Below are 24,914 nucleotides of genomic sequence, written 5' to 3'. Positions count from 1 at the left end.
GATAACAAACTAAACTAACTACTATATTTATAGGCTATTTTGTCAGACTACTAGAAAAAAGCTAGTGGTCTTTTATCAAATTTATAAACAGGTTTTCTATTAGTAATCTGGGTTTTGCGTTAATTCACCACCACTCCTTAGAATTTCAGCATTTTCAATTGGAAGAAAATACAATTTATCGTCCCATACTGTAGGATTCACAACATAAGGTGCGTATCTTTTTTCGCCAGCACCCTGAACATCCTTAAAAATGTGCATACCCATGGTAGGTTGTGCTTGTGTAAATGGAGCAATCTCCCATCTTCTTATATCAAAGTATCTGTGCTCTTCAAAAGCAAGCTCAATACGTCGTTCGTTATAAAGCCTTGTTCTAAGTTCTTCTCCAGTAACCGAATCGGGTATTGGAGGCATATTAACAGTAGGTCTAGCTCTTATTTTATTAATATACTCTCTACATGTGTCTTCATCTCCTAGTTCAAACATAGCTTCTGCATAATTAAGATATACTTCACCAAATCGAAACCATATAAAAGGCGCAGTGAAAGGTGTACTAAAATCCAAAACGATTGATTCATCCTCAGGCATGAATTTTCTCAAGAACGTTCCAGCCTCAGGATTATCATTACTTTGTTTATAGGAATCAAAACCCCATGTGTTCCCATCCTCAGAAACCCACATTTCCAGCGTTGAACTACGATATACAGATTCATCATGATTTATCGAGTATTCTAAACGAGGGTCACGGTTAGCATAAGGGTTTTGCGGATCGTAACCAGACGCTGGATTTACAGTAGTGTTTACATGATTCACTTTAATATATGCTGGTTCTCCATTTGCCATATCGTAATCGTCAACTAGGTTTTGAGCAATACCACCATTAGCAGCCCAACCACCGAAAGCTCCCCAGCGGCGCCCAAGATATAACATAGGCTGATCATGTTTATTAGATGCTGTATAGTTTCTAGCAAATATTATTTCGTTATTGGGAGACCCCGTCTCTGCGTTAAAAAGGGTGGAGTAATTAGGATGCAGTGAAAATGTATTATCATCAATTAAATCTAGTGCTGCATCTGCGGCTTTTTGCCATTTTGACACATCATTAGTTGTATTAAAAAGAGGTGATGCTAAATATAAATACATACGGGACTGCAAGGCCTTACAGACGCCTTGCGTTGCCCTTCCAAAATTACCATCACCAGGATGATATGCAGCATCAAGGTCTGGTAATGCAGCAGCTAAATCTGCCTCAATATATGCTACACATTCATCAATTGTATTACGCGCAAGAGAAGGTAGGTTATCTTGAGTGGCTACTTCATCAATAATTGGCACCCCTCTAAATCTTACAATAAGTTTAAAATACATGTATGCCCGTATAAACCGAGCTTCTGCAATTAACCGGCTTTCCACATCAGGATCTAAAGCATCACTAGTTTCCATTTGCTCAAGAAAAACATTTATCTTTCTAATAAGACTGTAATCAAGATTCCATGTATAAACAGTACCTGGACCGCCAAAGTTAATTCTATTAGTAACATTATCAGGGTTTAATGTACCATCTAATATAGGACCAGGATAACCACTTTGCGGTTTGTAAGCCATCTCATCAGTGGCTTTAGCCAACATATTTCGGCTATTTCCTGTTCCTATTCCTGTATATAAGGTATTATGATAAGCCATAATCAAACTTGCATCATTCCATACCGAACCTGCAGAAACACTATCGGTTGGGGTAATATCCAATATATCGTCATTACATGAAAAGAGCGACATGGATATAATAATTGTTATTATAAATATATTTTTCATTTTTATTTAGTTTTAAAAATTAAGATTAACACCTACATTGATAGTTCTCACTTGCGGATAGTAATTTGCTTGTCCACTAATTTCTGGATCCACATGTTTAATCTCTTTAGCCCAAGTAAGCAGATTACTACCATTAAGATAGATACGAGTACTTGTTAAACCTACTTTCGATACTGCTTTTTCTGGCAAAGTATAGCCAAATTCAGCAAATTTTAATCTTACAAATGAAGCATCCTGTAAAAAGAATGTATTATCCCCTGGAAGGTAGCCACGAGATCTTGGTTTAGTTCCATTTATATTATCTACCGTCCAACGATCTTCTGCGCGAAGTACAAAACTGTTCTCGAAATTCGCATTTCCTAAATTCGCATATCTACTGTCGTAGTTCACAGCAGCTGCTTGTCCTTGAAAAAATAGGTTTAGATCGAAATTCTTATAATTAAAGCCAAAATCCATACCGAATATGTACTTAGGTGTATTTGTTTTATTAATTCTAATTTGATCTGCCTCTGTAATGGCACCATCCTCATTAACGTCTACAATTACAACATCTCCAACCTTAGTGCTACGGTGATGTACACTCGCATCCAATTCTTCTTGTGTATTATAAATGCCATCTGTTTCATAATACAATCCTGCACCTACCATTAATCCTGTTTCATTTTGATAGGCTTCATCACGTGGCGTTTCATTCTTAAATATTACTTCACTATCGGCATACGAAATATTTCCAGTAATACTATACTGCAATTCGTTAATTGTATTTTTATGGGTTAATATAAGTTCATAACCATGACTGTCTACAATTCCGCTGTTTACATCTGGGAAACCTGGAAGACCATAGGTAACTGGTACCACAGGGGCTTCATTTATCAGAATATCATAACGATGTTCCTTCCAAACGGTTAAGTCAAACCCAAATAAACCATTCCAAAATAAACCCTCTAAACCAACATCTGTTTTTCTAGCTTTTTCCCAAGTTATAAAAGGATTGGCCAATTTACCCTCAGTAATACCAGGGACATCCGTTGAACCAAATACATAGTTACTGCCAAAATTAAAGGTTTGTAAATGCTGGAACGCATCTACATTATCGTTACCAGATAAACCATGGTCTATTCTTAATTTTAATTGATCTATATTTTTAAAATTATCTTTTATAAAATTTTCTTCAGATAACCTCCAAGCACCAGAAATGGCATAAAAATTACCATAACGGCTGTCTTTAGGGAAATTTTGAGAACCTTCTCTACGAAACACAAAATCAGCAAAATATTTAGATTTGTAGTTATATTCCAGCCTAGAAAAGTAATTATTACGAGACGTTTCACTTGATGTCCCTGAATTATCCTTATCATCGGCCGCATTGCTTCCAACATTAATTTCTGCGATACTTGGGCTTACATAATTTCTTCTATAAGCTTGAATCCAAGATGATTTATTTACCTGCTGCTCTTGCCCAATCATGGCAGAAAGTGTATGATCTCCAAAAGTCTTATCGTAAGTAAGTCTGAAATTATACAGTTTTGTTGTAAGCTTATCGTATCTTTCTGTAAGCACTGGCGACACTATCCCAACTTGAGATATAGGATATTCACCCGTATTTACATCGTATAAATTAGAAGTATAAGGAAGGTCCCATGTTTTACTAGTTCGTGTTTCTAAATCATAATTGTATGAAGCATCGATTTTCAATCCTTCAACAAAAGGCACCTTGTAAGTTGCCGTAAAAGTAGAGAAGATTGGAATTTCATCCGTATGATTGTAACCTCTTCGATCTAATAAAAGTGGACTTTGCCCAAAACGTCCTGGAGCAATTAAGCCATTATCGTACACAGCAACATCTGTTGGAGAAGCCAATAATATATTAATGAAATTCACACCAACTCCTTGAGATGAGAACTCTTTGTTCTTAACAATGGCACTAATATTGGCACCCACGTTAAAATTATTAGTTAAATCCACATCAAACTTAGAACGCATATTATATTGATTATAGTTTGTTGGGTTATTTTTATAGTTGCCCTCTTGGGTTAATGCAGCAAAGGACATTAGATACTTGGTGTTTTCAGATCCCCCAGTAACTTCTAAATTTACACGATTTTGCATAGCGTTGTTTTTCAATACTTCATTTACCCAATCCGTATTTGGATACGAATTTGTATCAGAACCATTACGATATTTTTCAATATCTTGGTCTGTATAAAAAGGTACATAACCTGGCCGAGGGTTATACCCTGGAGTATTTGGATCATCTTGATCATAAAGTTGTCCTTCATTATATACCTCTGCATATAAAGGAGAACCCAACATTTCAGAACGCATTGTAGGGTTTGTTATTGCGGTATTAACTGATAAGCTGAACTTTGGCTTTCCTATTCTACCACTTTTAGTAGTAATTAAAATAACGCCATTGGCTGCACGCGCTCCATAAATAGCCGCCGAAGCACCTTTTAAAATAGAGAAATTTTCAACATCTTCTGGGTTTAACTGCCCCATACTTGAACGTTGAACACCATCAATAATAATAAGCGGTGCATTAGCCCCCAGGGTTGCTGTTGCTCTAATTAGAATACTTGGATCATCACGCCCTGGTTCACCAGTACGTTGAGTTGCTGTTATACCAGGTAACCTACCTTGTAAAGATGCTGTAACGTTAGCGGTTGGACTTTTAACAACTTCACCTGATACACTTGAAACAGAACCTGTTAAAGTCTCCTTTTTACGTGTACCATAACCAACAACTACAATCTCATCCAATGCCGCAGCATCTTCCTGTAAAACAATGTTTAAATTGGTTTGTCCATTTAATGAAATCTCTCTTGTGGCATAACCAATATAGGATACAACCAAAATAGCATTCTTACTGGCCACTGATAGGGTGAAATTACCATCAAAGTCTGCTTGTGTTCCATTAGTCGTTCCCTTCTCTATGATATTGGCACCAGGTAGTGGCATACCATCCGTAAAAGTTACTTTACCCTTTACTTGAATTTGCTGAATGGGTTTTATGGTTGCATTTACAGATTCGAGTATTTTTTTTACTTCACTCCTGTTTTTTGCCATGACTATTTGATAATCAAAAACTTTTACAACAACAGATGTTTGTTTTTCAAATTCTGCAAGAACAGCATCCAATGGCATTTTATCTACATTGATAGATACCATTTGGTCTTCTTTGAAAACATTATCCTGATAGATGAAATAGAAATCGGTTTTTTCCTCAATACTTTTAATGAATTGGGAAACACTTGCGTTTTCTAGATTTAAACTAATTTTTGTGGATTGCGAAAGTGGGGTGGCCCAAATTCCGCAGGTCATTACAAATGAAAAAAATGTGGTGAGCTTCATTTTTCGAATGATTGTGGCATCATTCCATATACTGGAATGCCAAGTTGGTGAATTTTTCATAAATTTGTTTAGGTTATTTAATTAATACTTAGTTGATAATCGTACTTAAAAACCAGATGGAGGTCGGATTCCGTCTGGTTCTTTTATTTTAAAACATATGTTATTTCGTTTATTTTTATTAATTCCATTCCTGTAGCTGTAGCCAGAACCTTCAATACCGTTTCCACATTGTCCTTTAGCAACAGTTTACCAGTGATTGTTTTTGATATGGCATCATCATTTTTATTTTGAATATCTATTTTAATATTGTAATACCTTTCTACTCTTTTTACTAATTGTTTTAATTCTGATGTTTCAAAATTTAAATATCCTAAATACCAAGAAACATACTTACTTGCATTCACTTGAGACACCGAAACCTCTTTACTTCCAATATTGTAATTAGCTTTTTGATTCGGTTTTAGAATATAATCGTCTTGAAAAAAGGAAAATTCATTGGGCTTAAGTTTTACAGAACCTTCAGCCAAAACAGTCTCCACTATCTTATCAGATGGGTAAGCTGATACATTAAATTTAGTTCCTAAAACTTCAATACTTTGATTATTGGTTTTTACTATAAAAGGTTTCTTTTTGTTGTGAGATACTTCAAAAAAACCTTCACCATACAAAAACACTTCTCTTTTAGAACCCATAAAAGTAGCTGGATAAATTAATCTTGATCCAGCATTTATATGTACTATAGTTCCGTCAGACAAGGTGATGGATGATTTTTTCCCAAATGGCACTATTAGCTGGTTATATTGTTGTTTGGTAGTATTAGCCTCTTTTTTATAATTAAGCGTGTCATTTTTATTTATAACAATCTCTCCATTGTTGCCATACTCGATTTCCGATTCTTTCTCACTTATTAATACCTTGTTGCCGTTAGCCAAAATAAGCTGTGAATTGTTTTGATCGACGCCCTCAATTAATTGATTAGCAATCTTGTTCAATTCATTTGCTTTTTGGTAGTAGTAATAAGAAACCGATATTGAAATGAAAAGTAGAAATACGGAGGCATATTTTAAAACTGTAAAAAAGAGCTTGCGAACAGGTTTTGTTTTCTTTTGGCTTTTTATTTCCCGAAGTATATTTGAATATACGGCATCTAATTGATTATTAGAACGCAGTGTTTTTTTCGATTTAAGAGCAAGGATAATCAATCGAGATTTTTTGATTTGCTCTTCTTCTTGGGGGCTATCCTTTATATAATTTTGCCAATAGGTATCCAATTCTGCATTCGGATTTAATACCCACTGTACAAAATCTTTATTTTCAAAATATTTTAAAAAGTCATCCATTTAGAACCAGTGTATATACTAAAGGGTCTTAAATTGCTAAAACATGGACACTTTTTTTAACAAATTTTAACTTTTTTTTGAAAAAATTAAGATTAATGCATGAAATAGCTTTGTATCAAGCGTTTTTCTTAGCGCTAAAAGCGTTCTATACATAAGCTTTCTTACGGATTCTACTGAAATTTTCATTATATCAGCTATTTCAGCATATTCCATACCTTGTTCGAACTTTAAATAAATAATTTCCTTTTGTTTTGATGGTAACGCATTTATTGCTTTACTAAGTTGTTGCGATATTTCCTTGGAAATTTCTTCGTTAATTAAGTTGGTTTGATACGAGTATTCCGTATTGAATTTAACATCTATTTTTTCCTTTCTTATAGATAGTTTTTCAAACTTCCGCCCATTAGCTATTTTCTTTATTATGGAATTTCGGAAACAAATAAAAAGATATGATTTTAAATTTTCAACCGTTAATGTTTTCTTGTCGCGTTTAAGAAATAAATCTATAAAAACTTCTTGTAAACTATCATGGACTAACTCATGGTCATGACATAATTTATAGCCATATTCCAATAGTTTTTTTGATTGTTGATTATATAATACAGAAAAACTTTTGTCGTCTCCATCGAGAAACGATTTCCATAAATTATCTATATTATTTTCAAAGTTGTCCATGAGTCTTTTTGATAATATCTTCAAATATAGTTGATATATTTTGTTTAAACACCTAGTAGCGCCTATTTGAAAAAATCAAATTTTATAATACAAAATAAAAAAAAAAAAAAAAACACTGAATAACTTTAAATTAGCTTTAAAATTGTTCAGTGTTTAATTATAATTTTTTATTAAATCTTAACCACCTTTTTAGTGATTGAATTCGATGCATCGTCAATCTTTAAAAAGTAAACACCTTTTTGAAGGTTAGATAAATTAAGCGATGGGTTTCTATCGTTTTTAGGGCTTACTTCCAATATTTTTTGGCCATTTATAGAATATAAAGTGATTTTTGTATTGTTGCTTAAATTCGCATTTGTTAAAGAAACCGTAAGCTCTTTAGATACTGGATTTGGATATAATTTAATTTTATTAGACAATGAATTTGAATCTATTGACAATGATTGACCAGAAAACCCAAATGAAGTTACATTAAATAACCCAGTACTTCTTGATTCATTCTTAAACACAAAATAAACATCATGAATACCTGTTTTAGAAGTGGTTAAATCTACAGCTTGCGGCTTGTAATCATGCCATTGCCCATTGTTAGGAACTGGTATAGTAGCTATTAACTCCCCCGTTTTACTACCTAAACGCACTTCAATATTACCTCCATCGCGTTTGGTTGACGTTAATGCTTTTACAGATTTTATTGAAGACAAGTCTACATCAATATACAGCGCATAATCGTCTCTACCAATATTTCCCAAATTCTGATTATCTGTTTCTATATCCATTCCACTCTTAATATTGTAAGCATTTGCTAGTAAAAGTTCATAATTTCGGGTATCACCTATATTGGTATTCCCTGAAGGATCTACTATAGCATACCCATTTGAGCCATTGTACCACGTTACATTATCATAATAAATAGTTCTTGTTTCGTTAGCCATATAACCATCGGGATCATAGTTATATTGACCTGCCTTAAATTCTGTTCGACAGTTTGGTATACCATCTGTTTCTCCACAATCTACAGCATCATCTACCCAAGTACCAAATCCAAGATTTATACCGGTATGAATCATTTTTTTAACACCATCAATCCAAACTTCCATAACACCATTGTTGGATGCCGATAATATAAAATGAATTATAATATTTAAATCTGTATCTCGAGGAACACTTGGTAGAACCGTCGTGTCTGTTATATCATCAGCCCCAGGTTGTTCGTTTCCTCTACCTCGATATCCCATAATTAAATCATTATTAGTGATTTTTAGCATGGCTTCCCAAGTGTAATAGTTATTACTAAAGCCAAAAACTTGAGCAACACCTGCATTGGAGTCTGTTCTATAATCTGACCCAACATTCATTGTAAACCCGTACCAGCCTTCTTTTTGAGTATGGAAGCGTTCGGTTAAAATACACATTTCGCAACCTTTATCTGTACGGTTCACATCGCCTGCAGGTGTTCCCATTGTAAACCACTCCGACGTCCAAAATGTTTTTACACGACCATTAGCAACGGCTGTGTAATTAGGCAATCTTACTGTACAATCATGAAAAGGTTCCATAGAACCATCATCAAAATTATGTGATGGTGTTAAAGTTTGTGCGTTAAGGTTGGCAGACAATCCTATAAAACAGATACATCCAACAATCATTAAGAGTGTAGTTTTTTTCATTTTGATCTTATTTTTTTAGTTTATTCTTACGTAAAGAAGAAATAAATTATAATCCATTTCAACAGCAGTCTAAATTATTTGTGAGACTTATAATTTAACTATTTTTTTTGTGAACACACTAGCATTATCACTAATTTTTAAAACGTAAATACCGCTTTGTAAGTTAGATACATTGAGTACTGGGTTATTATTGTTTATAGGACTTACTTCCAATACTTTCTGACCTTTAATGTTATATAAAGAAATTTTAGTATCACTATTATTTAAATTTGTATTTGTTAACGACACTGTAAGCTCGTTAATTACAGGATTTGGAAGAACATGTATGTTATCAGCCAAGGAATTTGAATGTACTGATAATAAACCACCACAATCAGATAATATGATTGTATTATTAGTTCCGTTATCAGTTATTGTTGCACCTTCACAACCACGTATGGTATTTCCATTTGCAGTTGACTCAAGAATAATAGGGTACTCCGTTTCGTTTACAATGGTAGAATTATCTCCAGTAACTACAATGGCACGATCTGTTGTATCAATGGGTCCTGGGGTTCTATGTAACACAATATTGTGATTGCTACCTGTTAGATCCATTATATTATGAGGTCCTGTTGCATGAGGTGATGGAATAATGGTCCATTCGGCCTTATACCCGTTCTTACTTCCCGCATTATCTGTTAAAGGCGCATAAGCAAAATTACCCGATGAATTAGTAATTACTCCTGAATTTGCAGGCAAATTAAAATTTGAACTACCACAATCTGTAGCGGTAGAGTTACTAATAGTAGCTGCGCCACCTAAGTAAAAACGAAAACCACCTCGCATTTGATATGCTGTACAATTCTCTACAGTAGTACTTCCACTACCGGTGTAGGCTCTAAAAGCATCTTCACAAAGTGAATGATATTCATCGGTTGGAAGTGGCCTATTATCTTCAAACGGCATTTGATAATTTGCTCTATAAGGCAAATCGTAAGTATTAGTTTCGGAATATAAATCTCCAGTAGGACGTACTCTACCATCTACACTTGTGTTTTTAATTACGGTTTCAGTGGCATCACCCTGCATAAATATACCATGTCCGAAAGCCCTTTGGTGAAGCACCACATTATCAATGGTATTTCGTGGGCCATTAAGCAATATCCCACAACGCTTATTTAAGCCGAAGGTACTACCAGCACCAATACCGTACATGCTTCCGTAGCCATAAGGAAAAGAACCTCTTGTTGTTAATGTAAGTCCATCAAGTAAGTTATCTGTACCCGAAATTGTCATAACCGCATCACCTCCAAGACCATAGGCTAAATTAGTCCGATCTTGGTTGTAAGCACTAAAATCTGTTATTTCGGTTAACCCATTTCTGTAAGTATCTTCAATTTCCCCACCTATAATTGTATTATTATTACCCGTCACTCGCATATAAGATTCCCCAACACAACCAACAGGAACTTGGATATAGGCGCCAGTTAAGGTTATATTATTGTTTGATCCAGAAAGCGTAATTACCCTAGAACCAATTGGCAAATCATTTTCAAGATTATAGTTTCCAGGCGACAAAGTAACTTCTCTATCACTAAACTGTACGGCAGTTTTGAAATCTGCCAAAGTATTAACTACTACTTGTGGATCACTTAAAATGGCCTTATCTTTAATAATCATATCCTTCCATATGGCGGCATTCTGATAATCTGTTACATTTTCTGTTGGCACATAGGCCGTTATATTTGCTGGAACACCTTCCCAAAGTGCATCAATGGTTGCTGGTACTGAACCCTCTACTATTAAAGTTACTACAGTTGAACCTTGAAATGAAGCCGCATCAAAGGCCGTTAAAGTTGCAGGAATTGTTAATGTAGTCATGCCAGGACAAGCTTTGAATATTCCATTAGGTAATGAAGTTAGCCCCCCCAGATCTACAGAAGTTAGATTATCGCTTTGCCAAAACATTTGAATACCAAAGGAAGTAATTTCATTTGGAGGCAAAACTACCGATTCAAGACTATCAACATTACGGAAAGCTTTATCACCAAACGTTTCTCCATCAAGGAAAACAATAGAGTTCATACTTGTCATACTACGAAAACAATTTGCTTGAAATGTTTTATAACCTAAAGGAATAATAACAGATGTAATACTTGCACCATTACCCGCACTATTAAAAGCAGATGCAACCCCCGTAACATTATAAGTTGTTGATGTGGCTGAATCTGTGGCACTGGTAGGAAAAGTTACGTCTCCAGTGGCCGTTGTTGCAGAAACAAAAGCATCGGAGCCAACCACTGTAAAAGTGTAATCTCCATCAGTAAATTGGGCCGATGCCAATGTAATAGTAAAAAAAGCTATTAATACGAGTAATGTTTTTTTCATAATATTTTAGTTTAGTTATGTCAATGACAACAAATTTAAATTTAAATAAAACAAACATCTATAACTTATAGCTCATTACCTATAAACCATCAACTATTTTAAAAACACATTCTATGAACATCAATAAACATCGTTAAAATTAACATATTTTTCATATGTTAGTAAAATACAAACCCTTGGATATAAGTAATGAAAATCAGTTTTTATTTGAAACTCATAAGACAATTAGAATTTAAATGTCAGTCTGTCCCGATAGATATCGGGATTGTCGAAGACTTCATAAAAGAAACATTTCGACAAGCTCAATGTGACAATTGGTACAAAATTGACTTTTTAGAATAATTACACCCAATAAATTAAATACAATTATTTTCCTATTGTCCTAATCTCAATGTATGTACTGTAGGAAATACTAAAAAACCAGAGCGTTCAAAACTCTGGTTTTAAAATCCATATATAAATGCTGAATTATTTTTTTATAAAACGCTGTGCAAATTCTCCATCTAATTGAAACTAGCCCTAACACTTTCTAATTTCTCAGCTAATGCTTTTGCCTTTTCAGGATATTGCTTAATCACGTTTTTAGATTCTTCTTTATCGGTTGAAAGATTGAAAAGTTGTTCAGAATCTTTCTCTTTTACATATTTCCAATCGCCCATTCGAATGGCATCACCACGGTATAAAAAGTAATCTCGTTTGATGTTTTCGGTATTTTTTCCTGTGAAAACCGATGTGATATCCAATCCATCCATAGGTCTATCTTGAGGAATGTTTACCCCTGCAAATTTGGCAATGGTTGGAAATACATCGAGCGTTGACGTTTGCAAATTTGAAACCACACCGCTTGATACTGTACCGGGTTGCCAAACAATACAAGGCACGCGACTGCCGCCTTCGTATGGACTAAATTTACCATCGCGAAATGGGCCAGCACTTCCTGCATCTAATTTTTTGCTTAACCACGGGCCATTATCCGAAGCAAAAATCACCAAAGTATTTTTGTCCAGGCCTTGTGCTTTTAAGGTTTTTAAGATTTCGCCTACCGACCAATCTATTTCTTCTATCACATCGCCAAATAAACCGCGTTTGGTTTTACCTGCAAAATCTTTTGAAGCGTAAAGTGGCACATGCGGCATGCTGTGTGCTACGTAAAGGAAAAATGGTTTTTCTTTGTTTTCAATAATGAATTTTTGGGCGTTTTCTGTATATTTTCGAGTCAATTGCGATTGGTCTACTGGCCACTCAATAACCTCGTTACCTAACATTAAAGGCACTTTATTTCTGAATTTTTTACTAGGGTTTTCACTATTGTAATCGGCAAGTGTTAAACCTTCATTGAAAACATGATTTTTAGCCAAAGGAATTTTCAGAAGCTTGCCACATATCGTTACTGTATGGTATTCCGAAATACATATCAAACCCTTGAGCCGTTGGTAAATATTCGGGTTGATGCCCAAGATGCCATTTACCAACCATACCCGTTTGATATCCTTTTTGTTTTAACAATTCGGCAATGGTAATTTCAGAAGCTGGCATACCATCTTTACTCTGCGGAAAGTACACCTTGTCGTCATGTCCCCAACGTGTGGCGTATCGACCTGTTAACAAACCTGCTCGCGATGGTGTACAAATGGAACTTGACACTGAAAAATCGGTAAAACGCATACCTTCATTTGCCATGTTATCCAATTGTGGGGTTTGGTAACCTTGCGCACCGTAACTTCCGAGGTCGCCGTAGCCTAAATCATCTGTATAAATAATGATAAAATTGGTTGGTTTTTCAATATTTTTAGCAACAGAACATGAATTATTCAACACAAAACTGATTGCGGCTATCATTAGAATTTGAATTATTTTGTTTGTTTTCATATATAGTTAATAATTTTTAGTTCTATTTATTTTAGGATGATATGATTATTGGTTCCTTCATCCGTCACCTTTCCAACTGATGTACCTTTACAGTTTTGGCTATTATCATCCAACACCATTGGATAGTTTGTAAAATTATCAATTACAATATTGGAAGCTGAGTAGTTTTCATCTCGATTAAGAAGACCTATAGTTCGATTGTCGCCTCCTATATTAATTTTCAAATCTTGATCTGCATTTTGCACCTTATTGCGAAGTGTTATTTTATGATTGCTTCCTATGATGATGGCAGCGTGTTTACTACCATTATACGATGCTCCTTCATAGGGCAACAACGTTATTTCAGCATGCATGCCCTGATCACTTGGATAATCGACTCCCAATGCTGGACCATGTTGAGTATCTGCATAACAATCTACAATATCACCAGTACCAATACAAAAACCGCGTTCACAACCTATGGCTGTGGTGCCTTCCACATATTTTTTTCCTGTCGCATGTGTTAATGTAACCCCTGCTCTCATATTTTTAATAGTACAATTAATAATAGTTGGATTTGATGTTCCTCTTCTGTATTCTTTGCCGTCAATAATAGTTTCACCTCCATTGTAGGCTCGTATACCTTCTTCACCTAAACACATCATATAGCCTTTAGGTAATTTATAACTATATACCGCTTCAAAATCTACTTTATCAGCGTCCGAGCCTGTTCCTTTTTCCGTCCACATATCATCGGTAGAACGCATAGCGCCTTCAATGTAGCACCCCTCTATAACAGGCCAATCGGCTGCTTGCATAAACAAAGCATGACCGTAGGAACGGTGAATAATGGTATCATTTTTGGCGTGATTTTTATAGCCTCTCACCAAAAAAGAGGAATGTTTTCTGTGGTTGATGACACTTTTTCCGCCTTTTCCGAAAGCGTCTCCATAACCATAAGGATAAGAACCTCTTGTGGTGATGTGAAAGCCTTCAATTCTATTTTCTGAACCATCCATAACAATGTTGGTGGCACGTCTGGTTGGTGCATCATGAACGGAACCATCATCTACTATGGTCAGGTTTTTTAAGATGTTTTTATTTCCAATAACTTGTATTTCGTAAAATTCTGAATTCTTACTGGGGAAAGCACTCAATACTTCTGTTTTTACATTGACGGTAACTCCAGTAAAATCGTAAACACTGTTATTTCCTGAGAAAAGGAAGAGCACGTTCGCACGGTTTTTAACAACAGTAGCACTTGAAAAATCGCCTTCATGGATATCTTTAGCGGTGATTGTGTAAGTACCTGGTTTCAATGTAACTTCTACGTTATTGTCATCTAGGTAAGGCATTAATTCACTTAAAGAATTTACCACGATTTGCGCTTGTGATTTTAAACATGGTGCAATCAGAAGAATTATTAAAAGGAAATATTTATTTAACATTGAAATTTTATTAGAATTTAACTTAGCACATGACAAAAATTAAAAAGTGTGTCACATTGAGCGCAGTCGAAATGCTTTAAAAACAATACTCCCAATGTCTTCGACTGCGCTCAGACTGACATCTGGTATTTTAACAATTTTTATTAATAATTAAAAGAGTTTAATTAATCTGTTCGATAAGCACCAAACTCCACGGACACATTTCACGATTGACAGTAAATTTACCATCTTTCCCAACTGTGAAAATTTCAGTTTTTAAATTTTCAGCAAACTGCTTCATTACCTTAATTTGCTCGCGTGTTGGTGGCTCTGGTTTACCCATTTTTTCCCAGTAATTGTAAATATTACCATGATCTTTATCCAAGGTTTCTAATTTAAACTGCGTTCCCGGTTTTAAATTGGTAAGTTCCATTTTTAATTGACGGGTAGCACCTTGCTCATATTTATCTATCTTTTTAATACTAGCAGGAACTGCATTGTAATGGTCTTCAGGATAATTATATGCCAAAGCAATAACTTTTCCGTTTCCTGATTTACGACTTACAAATAAGTAATCGTTTTTAAACAATTTTTCATCTCCCAAATGATGCAACATTCTGTAGGCATGATACGATGGTTTTACCAAACCTTGATAATTAATCATTCCAAAACCACCATGGAATATACTTTCTCCGCCTCCCTTTTCTTCAAAAATATCGGTAAATGTCCAAAATGCTAAAGAATTGGCTAACCCAATACAGTCTAAATTCACCTTAGTAATATAAGCTGCGGGTGGTAAAAAGTCGTGCATGGCATCTCTACTATTCGGACTTGTATTCCATTCTGTTAAATGGATTTCAGCATTAGGATAAGCACTTTTCTTTATCACGCTGTTTAACCACTCCATGTCTGTTTTGGTTGAATTTACATTACGTGAAAAATCTTTTCCTTTCCCCGTTGTTGGATTAAAAGGATAATCTGTTGGATAGGGGTGTGTAGACACAAAATCTACAGGTAACTTTTCTTTTGTACAATATTTTAAAAAATCTTCTATCCAAGCACCTTTCCATTCTAAATCGTTAATATTATCTGCGGTAAATGTGATTAAATCGCCACTTCGGCTTTCAACTTCTCCATCATATCGACCATCTGCCACAAAGTTACTACTTGATGGACCTCCAACTTTTAAACGATTATCGACAGAACGTACCGCCTTTACAGATTGTTTGTACAATTCAAAATACTGAGATTTTGTGCCATCAAAAAACCCGTAGTGTAAGTTTGGCTCGTTCCAAACCTCAAAATACCATGTAAGTACCTCGTCAATTCCGTAACGGTCAACACAGTGCTGTGTAAACGCTTTTACCAAATTGTGCCATTCACCGTATTTAGACTCGTCTGGAGTAATATTAGCTTTCCACCAAAATTGAGTCTTGCTATTTTCGGCTGCCAATGGTGTTGGTAAAAATGCCAATTCTACAAATGGTTTCACATTTAAATCTAACATTCTGTCGAACAAATCATCGATGTATTGCCAGTTATAGGTGTACTTGCCATCTTTTTCAAAAACAGGAAACATATCATCGTGAAAGATTCCGTGGAACCTCACAAATTCAAAGCCACATTCATCCTGCACTTTTTCTAATTGCTCTAACCAACCTGCACGTAACCCTTCGTTCGCGCGACCTGCTCCGACACTTTTACTCCAAAAGTGTTCGAATTTTTCGCCTTTTTCTTTTGCATTTACAGAAATATTTTGTGCAAAACCTGTTTTTACTTGTGCTATTACAAGCAGCAGTATTAATACTTTTTTCATATTCTATTATTTTTTTTTTATAATAATTAGTTTTTAACTATCTCGTTATTAATTCCTTTATCAGTAACCTCCCCATTCGTGATTATTTTACACGAACTTGAAACCGCATTCAATTCCACAGGCATGCCCGTTAAGTTTGTTAAAAGAATCCCCGAAGTAGGCGCTTTTCCTAACGGAGAAAATCCGTTATTTGCTGTGGGCGAAGTGGTTCCTATTTTTATTGGAAGCACCTTACCTTTAGTTAAGTCTCCCTCTTTTTTGATTGTCACTTTATGATTTTCACCTGCAATACCAGCAAGTAGATGTACTGTGGTTTTAGAATCATTAGAAATCAAGGCTAATTCTACATCAGAAACTTCTCCCTTAGTAACATATAATAATGGTCCATTTACCATATCGCCTCGGCTGTTTTCAACTTTAACACCGGTAAGATAATACCCCACTTCGCAACCAACGGCTTCACTATCTTTTATCAAAATATCATCTGTAACTTTTCCGAAAGCAAAACCGATGCGGGTGTTTTTCGCTTTGCAATTTATGGCAGTTACTGCTCCTGTTGTAATGCCTTTTACCCCACCTTTTCCGTACATACGAAAACCGCATTCATTCATCGATTTCGTGTAACCTGGTGTAATTATCTTTTTCCCTTCATAATTTTTATATACCGCTGCAAAATTTACATCGTAAGCAAGACCAGAGGTTTCTGCAAGCATTTTATCGGTAGTTCTTATCACACCTTCAGCATAGCAATTTTCAAAAAGCACATTTCGTCCGCCTTGTACAAAAAACAAATGTCCGAAGGCTTTGGAATAAATAGCGCAATCAATAATCGTATCATTCAACCCTTCTATACACATGCCACTGTGTTTTTTTAACGTGGCAAGATTCGCATCGCCTTTTCCTAACAAATCACCATAACCATAAGGCGAAGAACCGCTGACATATAAAGTTACTTTTTCAATTCTTACATCATCTCCGGCAACCGTAAATGAATGCCCTCCACTGAATGTTGGATGATTTCCTATATCTGTAACCGTTAAACCTTTAATGTGAACATTATTTCCTGATACATAAAATTCACTCACACGGGATTTAAAAACACTTAACAGTTTGGTGTTGACCTCTATGGTAACCCCGGTAAAATCAAAAATATTATTGTTTCCACTGAACTTAATCATAGCATATCTACGAATCTCATCTGGTTTTGTATTTCGAACCACATCGGCGGTTAAATAATCTTCCATTTGATAGACTCCCGGCGCCATGATAATGGTGTTACCACTTTCCGCTGCATATTTTGCCAGCTCGTTTAATGAGTTGATTTTTATATCCGTTGCATGAATAAAATTGCAGATAAACAGGAATCCAAAAATCAAAGGTATTTGTCGCTTATTCATAAATTATTTTTTAAATTTTTTTGGTATTTATATCAATTTTTTAAATTTTAGAAGTGGACTATCTTTTTACTACTTCAATATTTTCCCCTTTATTCTCAATAATCTTTCCATTGGTTTCAATCGTGCTGCTTTTTGCCATTTTACCTATGCTTATAGGCATCCCTATTTCATTTTTCAAGTTTAAACCACTAACTTCGGCTTCATTATAAGGGGACATAGACTCTCCGTGTAAAGGCGGCGTATAACCAATCAAGATAGGGAGTTCCTGCGTTCTCTTTTTTCCGTCTGCGGCTTTCAAGACTATTTTATTATTATCCCCAAAAACTGTCATTAAGGAATGAACCAATCGATCTGATTCTGCTGTATCAACAGTCAATTCTACATTTACATGACTACCTTCAACAAACAATATTGGACCATAATTGGCATCTCCCTTAGAATTGATAAGAACGGTATTATCGCCAATCCAATAACCACGTTCTGTTCCAATTGTTGTGCAATTTTCTAGGCGCGCACTGTCATTAAAGCGAAGTTCAAATCCTGCACGCGTATTTTTAGCCGTACAATTCTTGAATGTTATGTTTTCGCATTTTCCATAAGTCCGAAAACCATCTTCGCAAAGCGATTTCATATAACCAGGAGTCACCACATATGCGCCTTCACGATTTTGAGTCCATGTTTTAAAATTCACATCAAATGCAGGACCTGATGTTTCTGCCAAAACCGCATCGGTGGTACGTACTTCCCCTTCTGCATAACAGTTCTCGAAATACACATTTTTAGGATTTTGTTGAATAAAGAAACAGTGTCCAAAAGAGCGACTAAACACCTTACAGCCGTATAGTTTAGTCTTGTTTCCCGTAACTAAAAGTCCACTATGTTTTTGGTGTTTTACGGTCGTTTCTTTTTGCTTTCCTTTTCCAAATAAATCTCCATATCCGTAAGGATAAGATCCTGACACATGTAAGGTGATGTCTTTAAGAATATTTACTTCTCCAGCAACCTTAAGTACCGTACCTCCAGGGGAAATACCTTCGCCAATACATCTTATTGTTAACCCTAAAAAGGAATTATTTGATCCAGTTACTAAAAATTCATCGGAATGTATCGGCGGATTTAATAAGGTTCGAATCTCTGTATCCAACTCGATTTCTACTCCATTTAGATTAAAAACATTATTACTTCCACTAAAAATGATATACTGAAATTCCTTACTGTTACGACGCGCATTAATGACGTCTAAGGTCAAATAATCTGTCAATTTATAAACTCCCGGTGCCATGTTAATAGTATTACCACTTTCCGCAGCATATTTTGCCAATTCTTCAATTGAGCTGATTTTTATTTCTTTAGCTTCGATAACATTACTAATAAATACTGCACAAACTAATAATAGACTAAATTTTATATTCATAAATTTTACGTATTTTACTCCTTAACGCTTGGTTCGATTACTTTCATTTATAACATTTTCTGAATCGGTAGCTTCACGTACTTTTCCAACACTTTTTACGTCTAAATTCTCAGTCCCATTGAATGTTATTACCTCTGTTTCCGTTTGATTATCTAGTTTAATTTCCGTAGCGTGCATGGTTGCCTTTTCATTAAAATTGCCATAACCTTCCCAAACCGACAACTTAATAAACATACTATCTGGAATATATTCCGACGACTTGGTTTTGATTACCACTTGGTGCCCCGTGCCATTTATTTTTGCTAGTAAATTATTGGCTATTCCATGCCTGCTATCTAAAATGGTCATTTCTACCTTAGCATTTTTGGCATTGGTGTAGGGAATACAAAAGGCTTCTCCATATTTAGCATCGGCACTGCAATTAATTAAAGTATCTTCATTTCCCACGTTGTAGCCTGTTGCCACACAGTCGCGCACCACACAGTCAATTACCATGTCTCCTGAAGTGCTCAACCCCGTACATATCCCGCGTCGCATTTGTGTAACCGTACAATTCTTTACGGTGGTATTTTTCGTTTCATGGCCCTTGTAGTCTGGGTACATACGGATGCCATCCTCACTAAGCGATATGATTTCTCCCGGCAAAATTTTACCATCTTCGGCCACTATGGTGCCTTCTATATAATTGCCTTTACCCGCATAAAACTTTTTATCGAAACCGTAGCCTGACGTTTCGGCAAGCATAGCGTCGGTAGTACGAAGCAAGCCATCAACCTGACAGTTTTCAATCAACGTGTTTTCAGCTCCTTGTAAAAAAATAGCATGACCCATGGCCCGCATGTGGACTTTACAACCGAGTAATTTTACGTTTTTTGCCGGATAGCCAACGCGAATACCATTCATCTTTCGAACATCGTTGCCACCTAAACCGTACAAATACCCATAACCCCATGGACTTGAACCTGTCGTTCGCACTTCGACATCTTTTAAAGTCACATCTTCTCCTACGATGTTAAAAATTTTATTTTTGCTTTGTCTGCCCGGTGTATCGCCATAAGTCTCAATATATAAACCCTCAAGCGTTGTATTTTTTCCAGAGATTTCTATGGCGCAATACATACTATTTCCGTCATTACTTTTAATTAAATCATCACGACTAAACAACTTAGTATCAACCATAAACCGGACATCTCTTAAATCATAATAGGAATTATTACTAGTGATTTCTATAAACCTAATTTTTTGAGCATCATCAATTTGATTATTTCCTGCTTTGAGCTTAACATGGACGTTATCCTGATTCAAATAATTTTTAAATTCGGATAGGGTATTTACCTCAATAATTGTTTTCTGATTGGCTGTCGATTGCGCTCGACATGAAAAAAACAGTAACAAAACCGAAAACACCATTAATATTTGCTTATTCATTTTTTAATTTTTCTATTAGTTATTTAAATTGAACATTTTTAACAAACTCGTTTGAGGTCACCTGTTTTGCCTCTACTTTTTTACCATCAAGCACTACATTGTCAAACACTATATTTTCAACCAAGTGTTCCTCATCAAACCCTACCAACTCCATACTTGCATGATCTTTAATAATATAGGGTTACCAATCGGTACCATCTTGAAACCCTGTAAGTGTCGTATCAATAGGCGCTGAGGTTGCTACAATATTTTTAAAAATGACGTTTTTAATATGGCCGCGCTCTTCTGTTTCTGTCCATCTGGTTTTTCCAATCCAACAAGAAATCAATCGACGTGCTTCTTCAATTCTAATGTTATCAAAAGTGACGTTGCTAATCACTGCATCATCACAATGATAGACTCTCAAAGCTGTTTCTCTTCCCACATCATGGATCACATCACAATCTTCAAAAAGCACATAACTGATGTTTTCATGTACTTCGGCACCAATACTTAAAGAATGTGCTAATTCATTCCAAACCACACATTTTCGAGTATGAACATTTTTCACTTCACCATAGCCTCCAAAAGATTTAATAACAACGGCATCATCAAAGGTTCTCATAAAACAGTTTTCCACCAAAACGTCCCTACTGCTTGTAATATCAACACCATCAGCATTTCCTCTCCATCCTATAATTTTTATATTATCGACATGAACGTTATCGCAACTTTGAATAGGAATCGTCCAATGACTTGGGTCGAAAATGGTAACACCTTCAATGGTTACATTTTCAGCTTTATGCGCTAAAATGGTATATCGTCTTTCCTTTTTAGGTACCGTACTCTGGTCTATAATACCGCGACCACGAATGCTTACATTTTTCCCCTCAAGAATAAAAGTTGGTGGTTTTCTTAAATGACCTCGTATTTCAATCTCTTCTTCATTATCTAGTGTACCACAACGTAAATATGCACCTCCTGCAATGTAAATTGTTTGACCATCGGAAATCGTTACGTTGGTTACATCATGCACTCCAGGACCAAAATAAATCACATTAGGATCGTTAGGGTCAGGAATGTTTTCTTCAAATGGATTGGCTAAAATATGTAAAGATTCGTGCCATTCCCCGTTTACTTCAACCGTAACATGACCCGGATTTTTTAATTGAAAAGTGATTTTATTTCCTTTAAAAGTTGGTTTGATACCATAGGAAGTTGGTAAAATTTTAACGGACTTCACTTTTTCAGGGCAATCTATGAAAACAGTAACACTTGCATTCATATCGAAAGATGCTACAGATGTAAATCCATATTCGCCCGTAGGTTTTAATCGAGGAATAGGTTCTGCGGACGGAATTTTTGTTTTATAAACAGGTACCTCTTGTCCTTCAACTTTAACCACAAACGCCTTTGACAATTCAATACCACCAGGTGCGGGATAAATTTTTACTTTTTGAGCAGAAACATTGCATCCAAAAAGGAAGCTCACGCTGTACAATAAAATTGCTTTTTTAAAAACTTTTATCATATTTTCTGTTTTTTGAAAGTTTCATACTTTTCAACTATAGCTCATCTTCAAAAACTTGTTCCAGTTTTATATAATCGATAGCTATATCACCTTTCGATGGTTTCCAATCTCTCTTAAAAATACGCACCAAATTATTGCCTTCTTTTAAATCCACGATGCCAAAATCGATTTCACGAAAAGTATCCGATTGCGGAAAAACAAATTCTCTATATATATGACTATTGATTAATATATCATGATTTGATTCTCCTTCTGGCGACGCATATCTTACTTTAAAACGATATTTTGCAGGCTTCGCTACCTGCGCTAATATAGATACATGGTCGTATGGATTGTCAAAATTGGTCACATAACCCTTACCACTGTAGCCTTTTATCCAAGTATCCACAATCACATTATACAATTCGCCACCTGCTGCAAAACCGTTTTCAGCCTCTAAAAGTAAGGTGGTTCGGGTACGTTTTGCATTGCCCAAGCCTTCTTTTGATGGCAAAATAGGAATGATATTTCCATTTTTATCGTAATTCAAATAATCTGCCATGACGTTTCTAGTTTCACTTAAACCACCTGATAACCATGCGCTGTGGTAAAACATGATGTCTTTCCCTTGAAAGGTAACTGTACCACCGTGGTTGGTTCCACTTTGCCCCTCAAAATCGTCGATGAAGACCCCTTTAAATTCATAAGGTCCTAAAGGCTTATCTGCCACGGCATAAAACATTTTTTCTGGCCAACGTCTTGGTGTTAATCCGGGGTATGTTAAGTAGTATTTTCCTTTGCGTTTGTGCACCCAAGGCCCTTCGAAAACATGGGTTAGTTGTTTGGTTAAATCCACATAGGTTTCTGGTTTAATAGACATTAAATCGGCATTCAGCTCTGCTGCATAACATTGTCTGTCATGTCCCCAAAACAAATATGGTTTGCCGTCATCATCAATAAAAAGGGCAGGATCTTGACCGAATTCTACGCCTTTTACATAGCCTAAATCTGTAAATGGCCCTTGCGGAACATCGCTACGAGCAATGCCTGTTCTAAAAAGTCCGATGCCGGCTTCTTTCATACAATAAATCAGGTAATAATTACCTCTATAGTATGCTGCATCCATAGCCCAAGCATGACTTTCAGCCCAATCTACATTTTCTAAATGTAGAATACGTCCGTGGTCTGTCCAATTCACCATATCGGTAGTAGAAAAAGCATGGTAACCCGTCATTCCATAATGGTTATTCGAACCCGGCTCATCATGCGAAGTATATACCCAAAGTTTATTTGGATCATCTGGCCAAACATGCGGAGAAGGATCGGCAGTAAATACATGGGTAAAGACAGGGTTTTGAGAAAAACTCAAACCTGAAAAGCAGATAAAAAGCGTTAATAAATATTTCATTGTTTTTTATTTTTAATTTTTAAGGATTACAATTAAAGGGATCCTTTAATTTTTCTTCTATTTGTTTTCTGAGTTTGATAACCAATTCGGGGTTTTCAGAAGCAATATTTACGGTTTCAGATGGGTTTTCATCATGATCATAAAGTTCCAAATCGCCACTGCAATGTTGTGTAAAACGATAGGTGTCCGTTCTTATCGTGGTGGCTCCAGAGGTATATGCTACTGCGGAATGTCCTTCCAATTTTGGATTTTTCATCATTGGAACCAACGAGCTACCTTGCGCAAAATCTGGCATTGGGACTTTACTCAATTCGCATAGCGTTGGAAAAATATCTAAAGATTCCACAATGGCATTGCTAAATTCACCTGGGTTATCCATACCTGGATCGTAAACTATCAGTGGAGAACGCAAGGCTTCTTCAAAAAGACAATGTTTTCCCCAAATGGCATGTTCACCCAAATGCCATCCATGATCGCCCCAAATAACCACGATGGTATTTTTATCGGCTCCCGTTTCCTTTAACTTTTTAAGAATGTCGCCAACATGTTTATCGGCATAAGTAACACAGGCGGCGTAATACTTTTTTAATTCCAAAGCAAAGGCTGCGTCTTCTCTTGGGTCTTTTCCACCACGGTCATAACCCATAAATTCGTTGGATGGATGCCAGGTGGTTTTGCCCTTTGGTTTTTCTGGATGCGCTGGGGGTGGAATGGTAACATTGTCGTACATATCCAAATATTTTTTAGGAGCACCAAACGGTAAATGTGGTTTTATCAGACCGATTGCTAAAAAGAATGGTTTATCTCCTGAAGCCAATGCTTCCAACTGTTTTAATCCTTCTTCAGCAATAAGGCCATCTGGATAACTGGTGTCAGATCCATCAAAGGCTTCAATTACATCTCGCTGATTTGGCGATCTTACTTTTCCATTGGCTAAACCATGCATAGCGCCTTCAGGTGTTTCCCATTCTCCAACAGGCATTATATATTTATCCCATGCGTTTGGCATTTCAATTATGGTATCATTGTCCCAATGTTCGCCACCACGCCCACCTGGGTGATGGGACACTTTCCCTACCGACACCGTTGTAAAGCCATGGTTACTAAACCACTCGGGCATACTTGGGCTTATTTGATCGGGATGTTTATCTCTATCCTCAGCACGTGAGAATAATGGTTGGTTAGAATGACGTCTATATTCAGCACCATATTGCCCCGTAAGCATGGTATACCGAGAAGGCCCACAACTTGGGGAATTTACATAATGATTTGAAAACGCCCTTCCGATAGATGCCAAATGATCTATGTTTGGAGATATAATATGAGATGCACCAAATGAGTTTAATTCAGGCCTCAGGTCATCAATACATATGAGCAGTACATTTTTAACACCCGTTGTTTTTGGTTCTTGTGTTTTATTATTTTTTCCTGAATGGCATCCTGTTATGACACAGAATACTATCAAAATAAAA

The 24,914-nt window shown here is 35.9% G+C and carries 17 protein-coding genes; all 17 read right to left on the bottom strand.

Annotation, left to right across the window (positions count from 1 at the left end):
- Positions 1 to 99: 99 nt before the first annotated feature.
- The 17 genes from EV196_RS10515 to EV196_RS10445 all read right to left on the bottom strand — a co-directional run bounded on the left by EV196_RS10515 (position 100) and on the right by EV196_RS10445 (position 24,907).
- Positions 100 to 1,809 carry a RagB/SusD family nutrient uptake outer membrane protein gene (locus EV196_RS10515; RefSeq protein WP_132217711.1) on the bottom strand — a complete coding sequence of 570 codons (1,710 nt, stop codon included), beginning with the start codon at positions 1,807 to 1,809 and terminating at the stop codon, positions 100 to 102.
- Between the two features lie 12 nt (positions 1,810 to 1,821).
- A complete protein-coding gene (locus EV196_RS10510; protein WP_207902854.1) occupies positions 1,822 to 5,220 on the bottom strand; it encodes a SusC/RagA family TonB-linked outer membrane protein in 3,399 nt (1,132 codons plus the stop codon).
- 83 nt (positions 5,221 to 5,303) lie between these two features.
- Entirely contained in the window at positions 5,304 to 6,500 is a 1,197-nt protein-coding gene (locus tag EV196_RS10505; RefSeq protein ID WP_132217710.1) for a FecR family protein, read from the bottom strand.
- 66 nt (positions 6,501 to 6,566) lie between these two features.
- The gene (locus EV196_RS10500; RefSeq protein WP_132217709.1) at positions 6,567 to 7,175 is read right to left on the bottom strand and encodes an RNA polymerase sigma factor; all 609 of its coding nucleotides are present in this window, start codon (positions 7,173 to 7,175) and stop codon (positions 6,567 to 6,569) included.
- Between the two features lie 170 nt (positions 7,176 to 7,345).
- Positions 7,346 to 8,845, bottom strand: a complete 1,500-nt coding sequence (locus EV196_RS10495; protein ID WP_132217708.1) for a carbohydrate-binding protein — start codon at positions 8,843 to 8,845, stop codon at positions 7,346 to 7,348.
- A gap of 87 nt (positions 8,846 to 8,932) precedes the next feature.
- Positions 8,933 to 11,215 (bottom strand): leucine-rich repeat domain-containing protein, encoded by a 2,283-nt coding sequence (locus EV196_RS10490; protein WP_132217707.1) that lies wholly within the window; start codon positions 11,213 to 11,215, stop codon positions 8,933 to 8,935.
- Between the two features lie 503 nt (positions 11,216 to 11,718).
- A complete protein-coding gene (locus EV196_RS20235; protein ID WP_165876140.1) occupies positions 11,719 to 12,573 on the bottom strand; it encodes a sulfatase-like hydrolase/transferase in 855 nt (284 codons plus the stop codon).
- On the bottom strand, positions 12,566 to 13,084 hold the full coding sequence (locus EV196_RS20230) for a sulfatase-like hydrolase/transferase (RefSeq protein WP_207902853.1): 519 nt from the start codon (positions 13,082 to 13,084) through the stop codon (positions 12,566 to 12,568). The genes EV196_RS20235 and EV196_RS20230 overlap by 8 nt, the downstream gene beginning before the upstream one ends.
- A gap of 26 nt (positions 13,085 to 13,110) precedes the next feature.
- On the bottom strand, positions 13,111 to 14,511 hold the full coding sequence (locus tag EV196_RS10480; protein WP_132217706.1) for a hypothetical protein: 1,401 nt from the start codon (positions 14,509 to 14,511) through the stop codon (positions 13,111 to 13,113).
- Positions 14,512 to 14,671: 160 nt separating this feature from the next.
- Positions 14,672 to 16,306 carry a GH39 family glycosyl hydrolase gene (locus tag EV196_RS10475; RefSeq protein WP_132217705.1) on the bottom strand — a complete coding sequence of 545 codons (1,635 nt, stop codon included), beginning with the start codon at positions 16,304 to 16,306 and terminating at the stop codon, positions 14,672 to 14,674.
- A 26-nt stretch (positions 16,307 to 16,332) separates the two neighbouring features.
- A complete protein-coding gene (locus EV196_RS10470) occupies positions 16,333 to 17,703 on the bottom strand; it encodes a hypothetical protein (RefSeq protein ID WP_132217704.1) in 1,371 nt (456 codons plus the stop codon).
- A gap of 58 nt (positions 17,704 to 17,761) precedes the next feature.
- A complete protein-coding gene (locus tag EV196_RS10465; RefSeq protein WP_207902852.1) occupies positions 17,762 to 18,985 on the bottom strand; it encodes a hypothetical protein in 1,224 nt (407 codons plus the stop codon).
- A 153-nt stretch (positions 18,986 to 19,138) separates the two neighbouring features.
- Positions 19,139 to 20,545 (bottom strand): right-handed parallel beta-helix repeat-containing protein, encoded by a 1,407-nt coding sequence (locus EV196_RS10460; protein WP_132217702.1) that lies wholly within the window; start codon positions 20,543 to 20,545, stop codon positions 19,139 to 19,141.
- Positions 20,546 to 20,564: 19 nt separating this feature from the next.
- A complete protein-coding gene (locus tag EV196_RS20225) occupies positions 20,565 to 20,699 on the bottom strand; it encodes a hypothetical protein (RefSeq protein WP_262711337.1) in 135 nt (44 codons plus the stop codon).
- Between the two features lie 27 nt (positions 20,700 to 20,726).
- Positions 20,727 to 22,055, bottom strand: a complete 1,329-nt coding sequence (locus tag EV196_RS10455) for a glycosyl hydrolase family 28 protein (RefSeq protein WP_132217701.1) — start codon at positions 22,053 to 22,055, stop codon at positions 20,727 to 20,729.
- Between the two features lie 34 nt (positions 22,056 to 22,089).
- Complete coding sequence (locus EV196_RS10450) at positions 22,090 to 23,442, bottom strand: family 43 glycosylhydrolase (RefSeq protein ID WP_132217700.1); 1,353 nt, start codon at positions 23,440 to 23,442, stop codon at positions 22,090 to 22,092.
- A gap of 19 nt (positions 23,443 to 23,461) precedes the next feature.
- Positions 23,462 to 24,907, bottom strand: coding sequence for a sulfatase (locus EV196_RS10445; RefSeq protein ID WP_207902851.1), 1,446 nt, complete (start codon positions 24,905 to 24,907; stop codon positions 23,462 to 23,464).
- Between the last annotated feature and the right edge of the window lie 7 nt (positions 24,908 to 24,914).

It is taken from the genome of Mariniflexile fucanivorans (assembly GCF_004341235.1).
GTDB lineage: Bacteria > Bacteroidota > Bacteroidia > Flavobacteriales > Flavobacteriaceae > Mariniflexile > Mariniflexile fucanivorans.
The sequence above is the reverse complement of the archived record's forward strand: the minus strand, read 5'-3'. Positions and strand labels throughout refer to the sequence as shown.

Coding starts and splice junctions, on each gene's coding strand:
- EV196_RS10515 (WP_132217711.1), bottom strand. CDS start 1,809: ATGAAAAATATATTTATAATAACAATTATTATATCCATGTCGCTCTTT.
- EV196_RS10510 (WP_207902854.1), bottom strand. CDS start 5,220: ATGAAAAATTCACCAACTTGGCATTCCAGTATATGGAATGATGCCACA.
- EV196_RS10505 (WP_132217710.1), bottom strand. CDS start 6,500: ATGGATGACTTTTTAAAATATTTTGAAAATAAAGATTTTGTACAGTGG.
- EV196_RS10500 (WP_132217709.1), bottom strand. CDS start 7,175: ATGGACAACTTTGAAAATAATATAGATAATTTATGGAAATCGTTTCTC.
- EV196_RS10495 (WP_132217708.1), bottom strand. CDS start 8,845: ATGAAAAAAACTACACTCTTAATGATTGTTGGATGTATCTGTTTTATA.
- EV196_RS10490 (WP_132217707.1), bottom strand. CDS start 11,215: ATGAAAAAAACATTACTCGTATTAATAGCTTTTTTTACTATTACATTG.
- EV196_RS20230 (WP_207902853.1), bottom strand. CDS start 13,084: ATGAAAACAAACAAAATAATTCAAATTCTAATGATAGCCGCAATCAGT.
- EV196_RS10480 (WP_132217706.1), bottom strand. CDS start 14,511: ATGTTAAATAAATATTTCCTTTTAATAATTCTTCTGATTGCACCATGT.
- EV196_RS10475 (WP_132217705.1), bottom strand. CDS start 16,306: ATGAAAAAAGTATTAATACTGCTGCTTGTAATAGCACAAGTAAAAACA.
- EV196_RS10470 (WP_132217704.1), bottom strand. CDS start 17,703: ATGAATAAGCGACAAATACCTTTGATTTTTGGATTCCTGTTTATCTGC.
- EV196_RS10465 (WP_207902852.1), bottom strand. CDS start 18,985: ATGGCACCGGGAGTTTATAAATTGACAGATTATTTGACCTTAGACGTC.
- EV196_RS10460 (WP_132217702.1), bottom strand. CDS start 20,545: ATGAATAAGCAAATATTAATGGTGTTTTCGGTTTTGTTACTGTTTTTT.
- EV196_RS20225 (WP_262711337.1), bottom strand. CDS start 20,699: ATGGAGTTGGTAGGGTTTGATGAGGAACACTTGGTTGAAAATATAGTG.
- EV196_RS10455 (WP_132217701.1), bottom strand. CDS start 22,055: ATGATAAAAGTTTTTAAAAAAGCAATTTTATTGTACAGCGTGAGCTTC.
- EV196_RS10450 (WP_132217700.1), bottom strand. CDS start 23,442: ATGAAATATTTATTAACGCTTTTTATCTGCTTTTCAGGTTTGAGTTTT.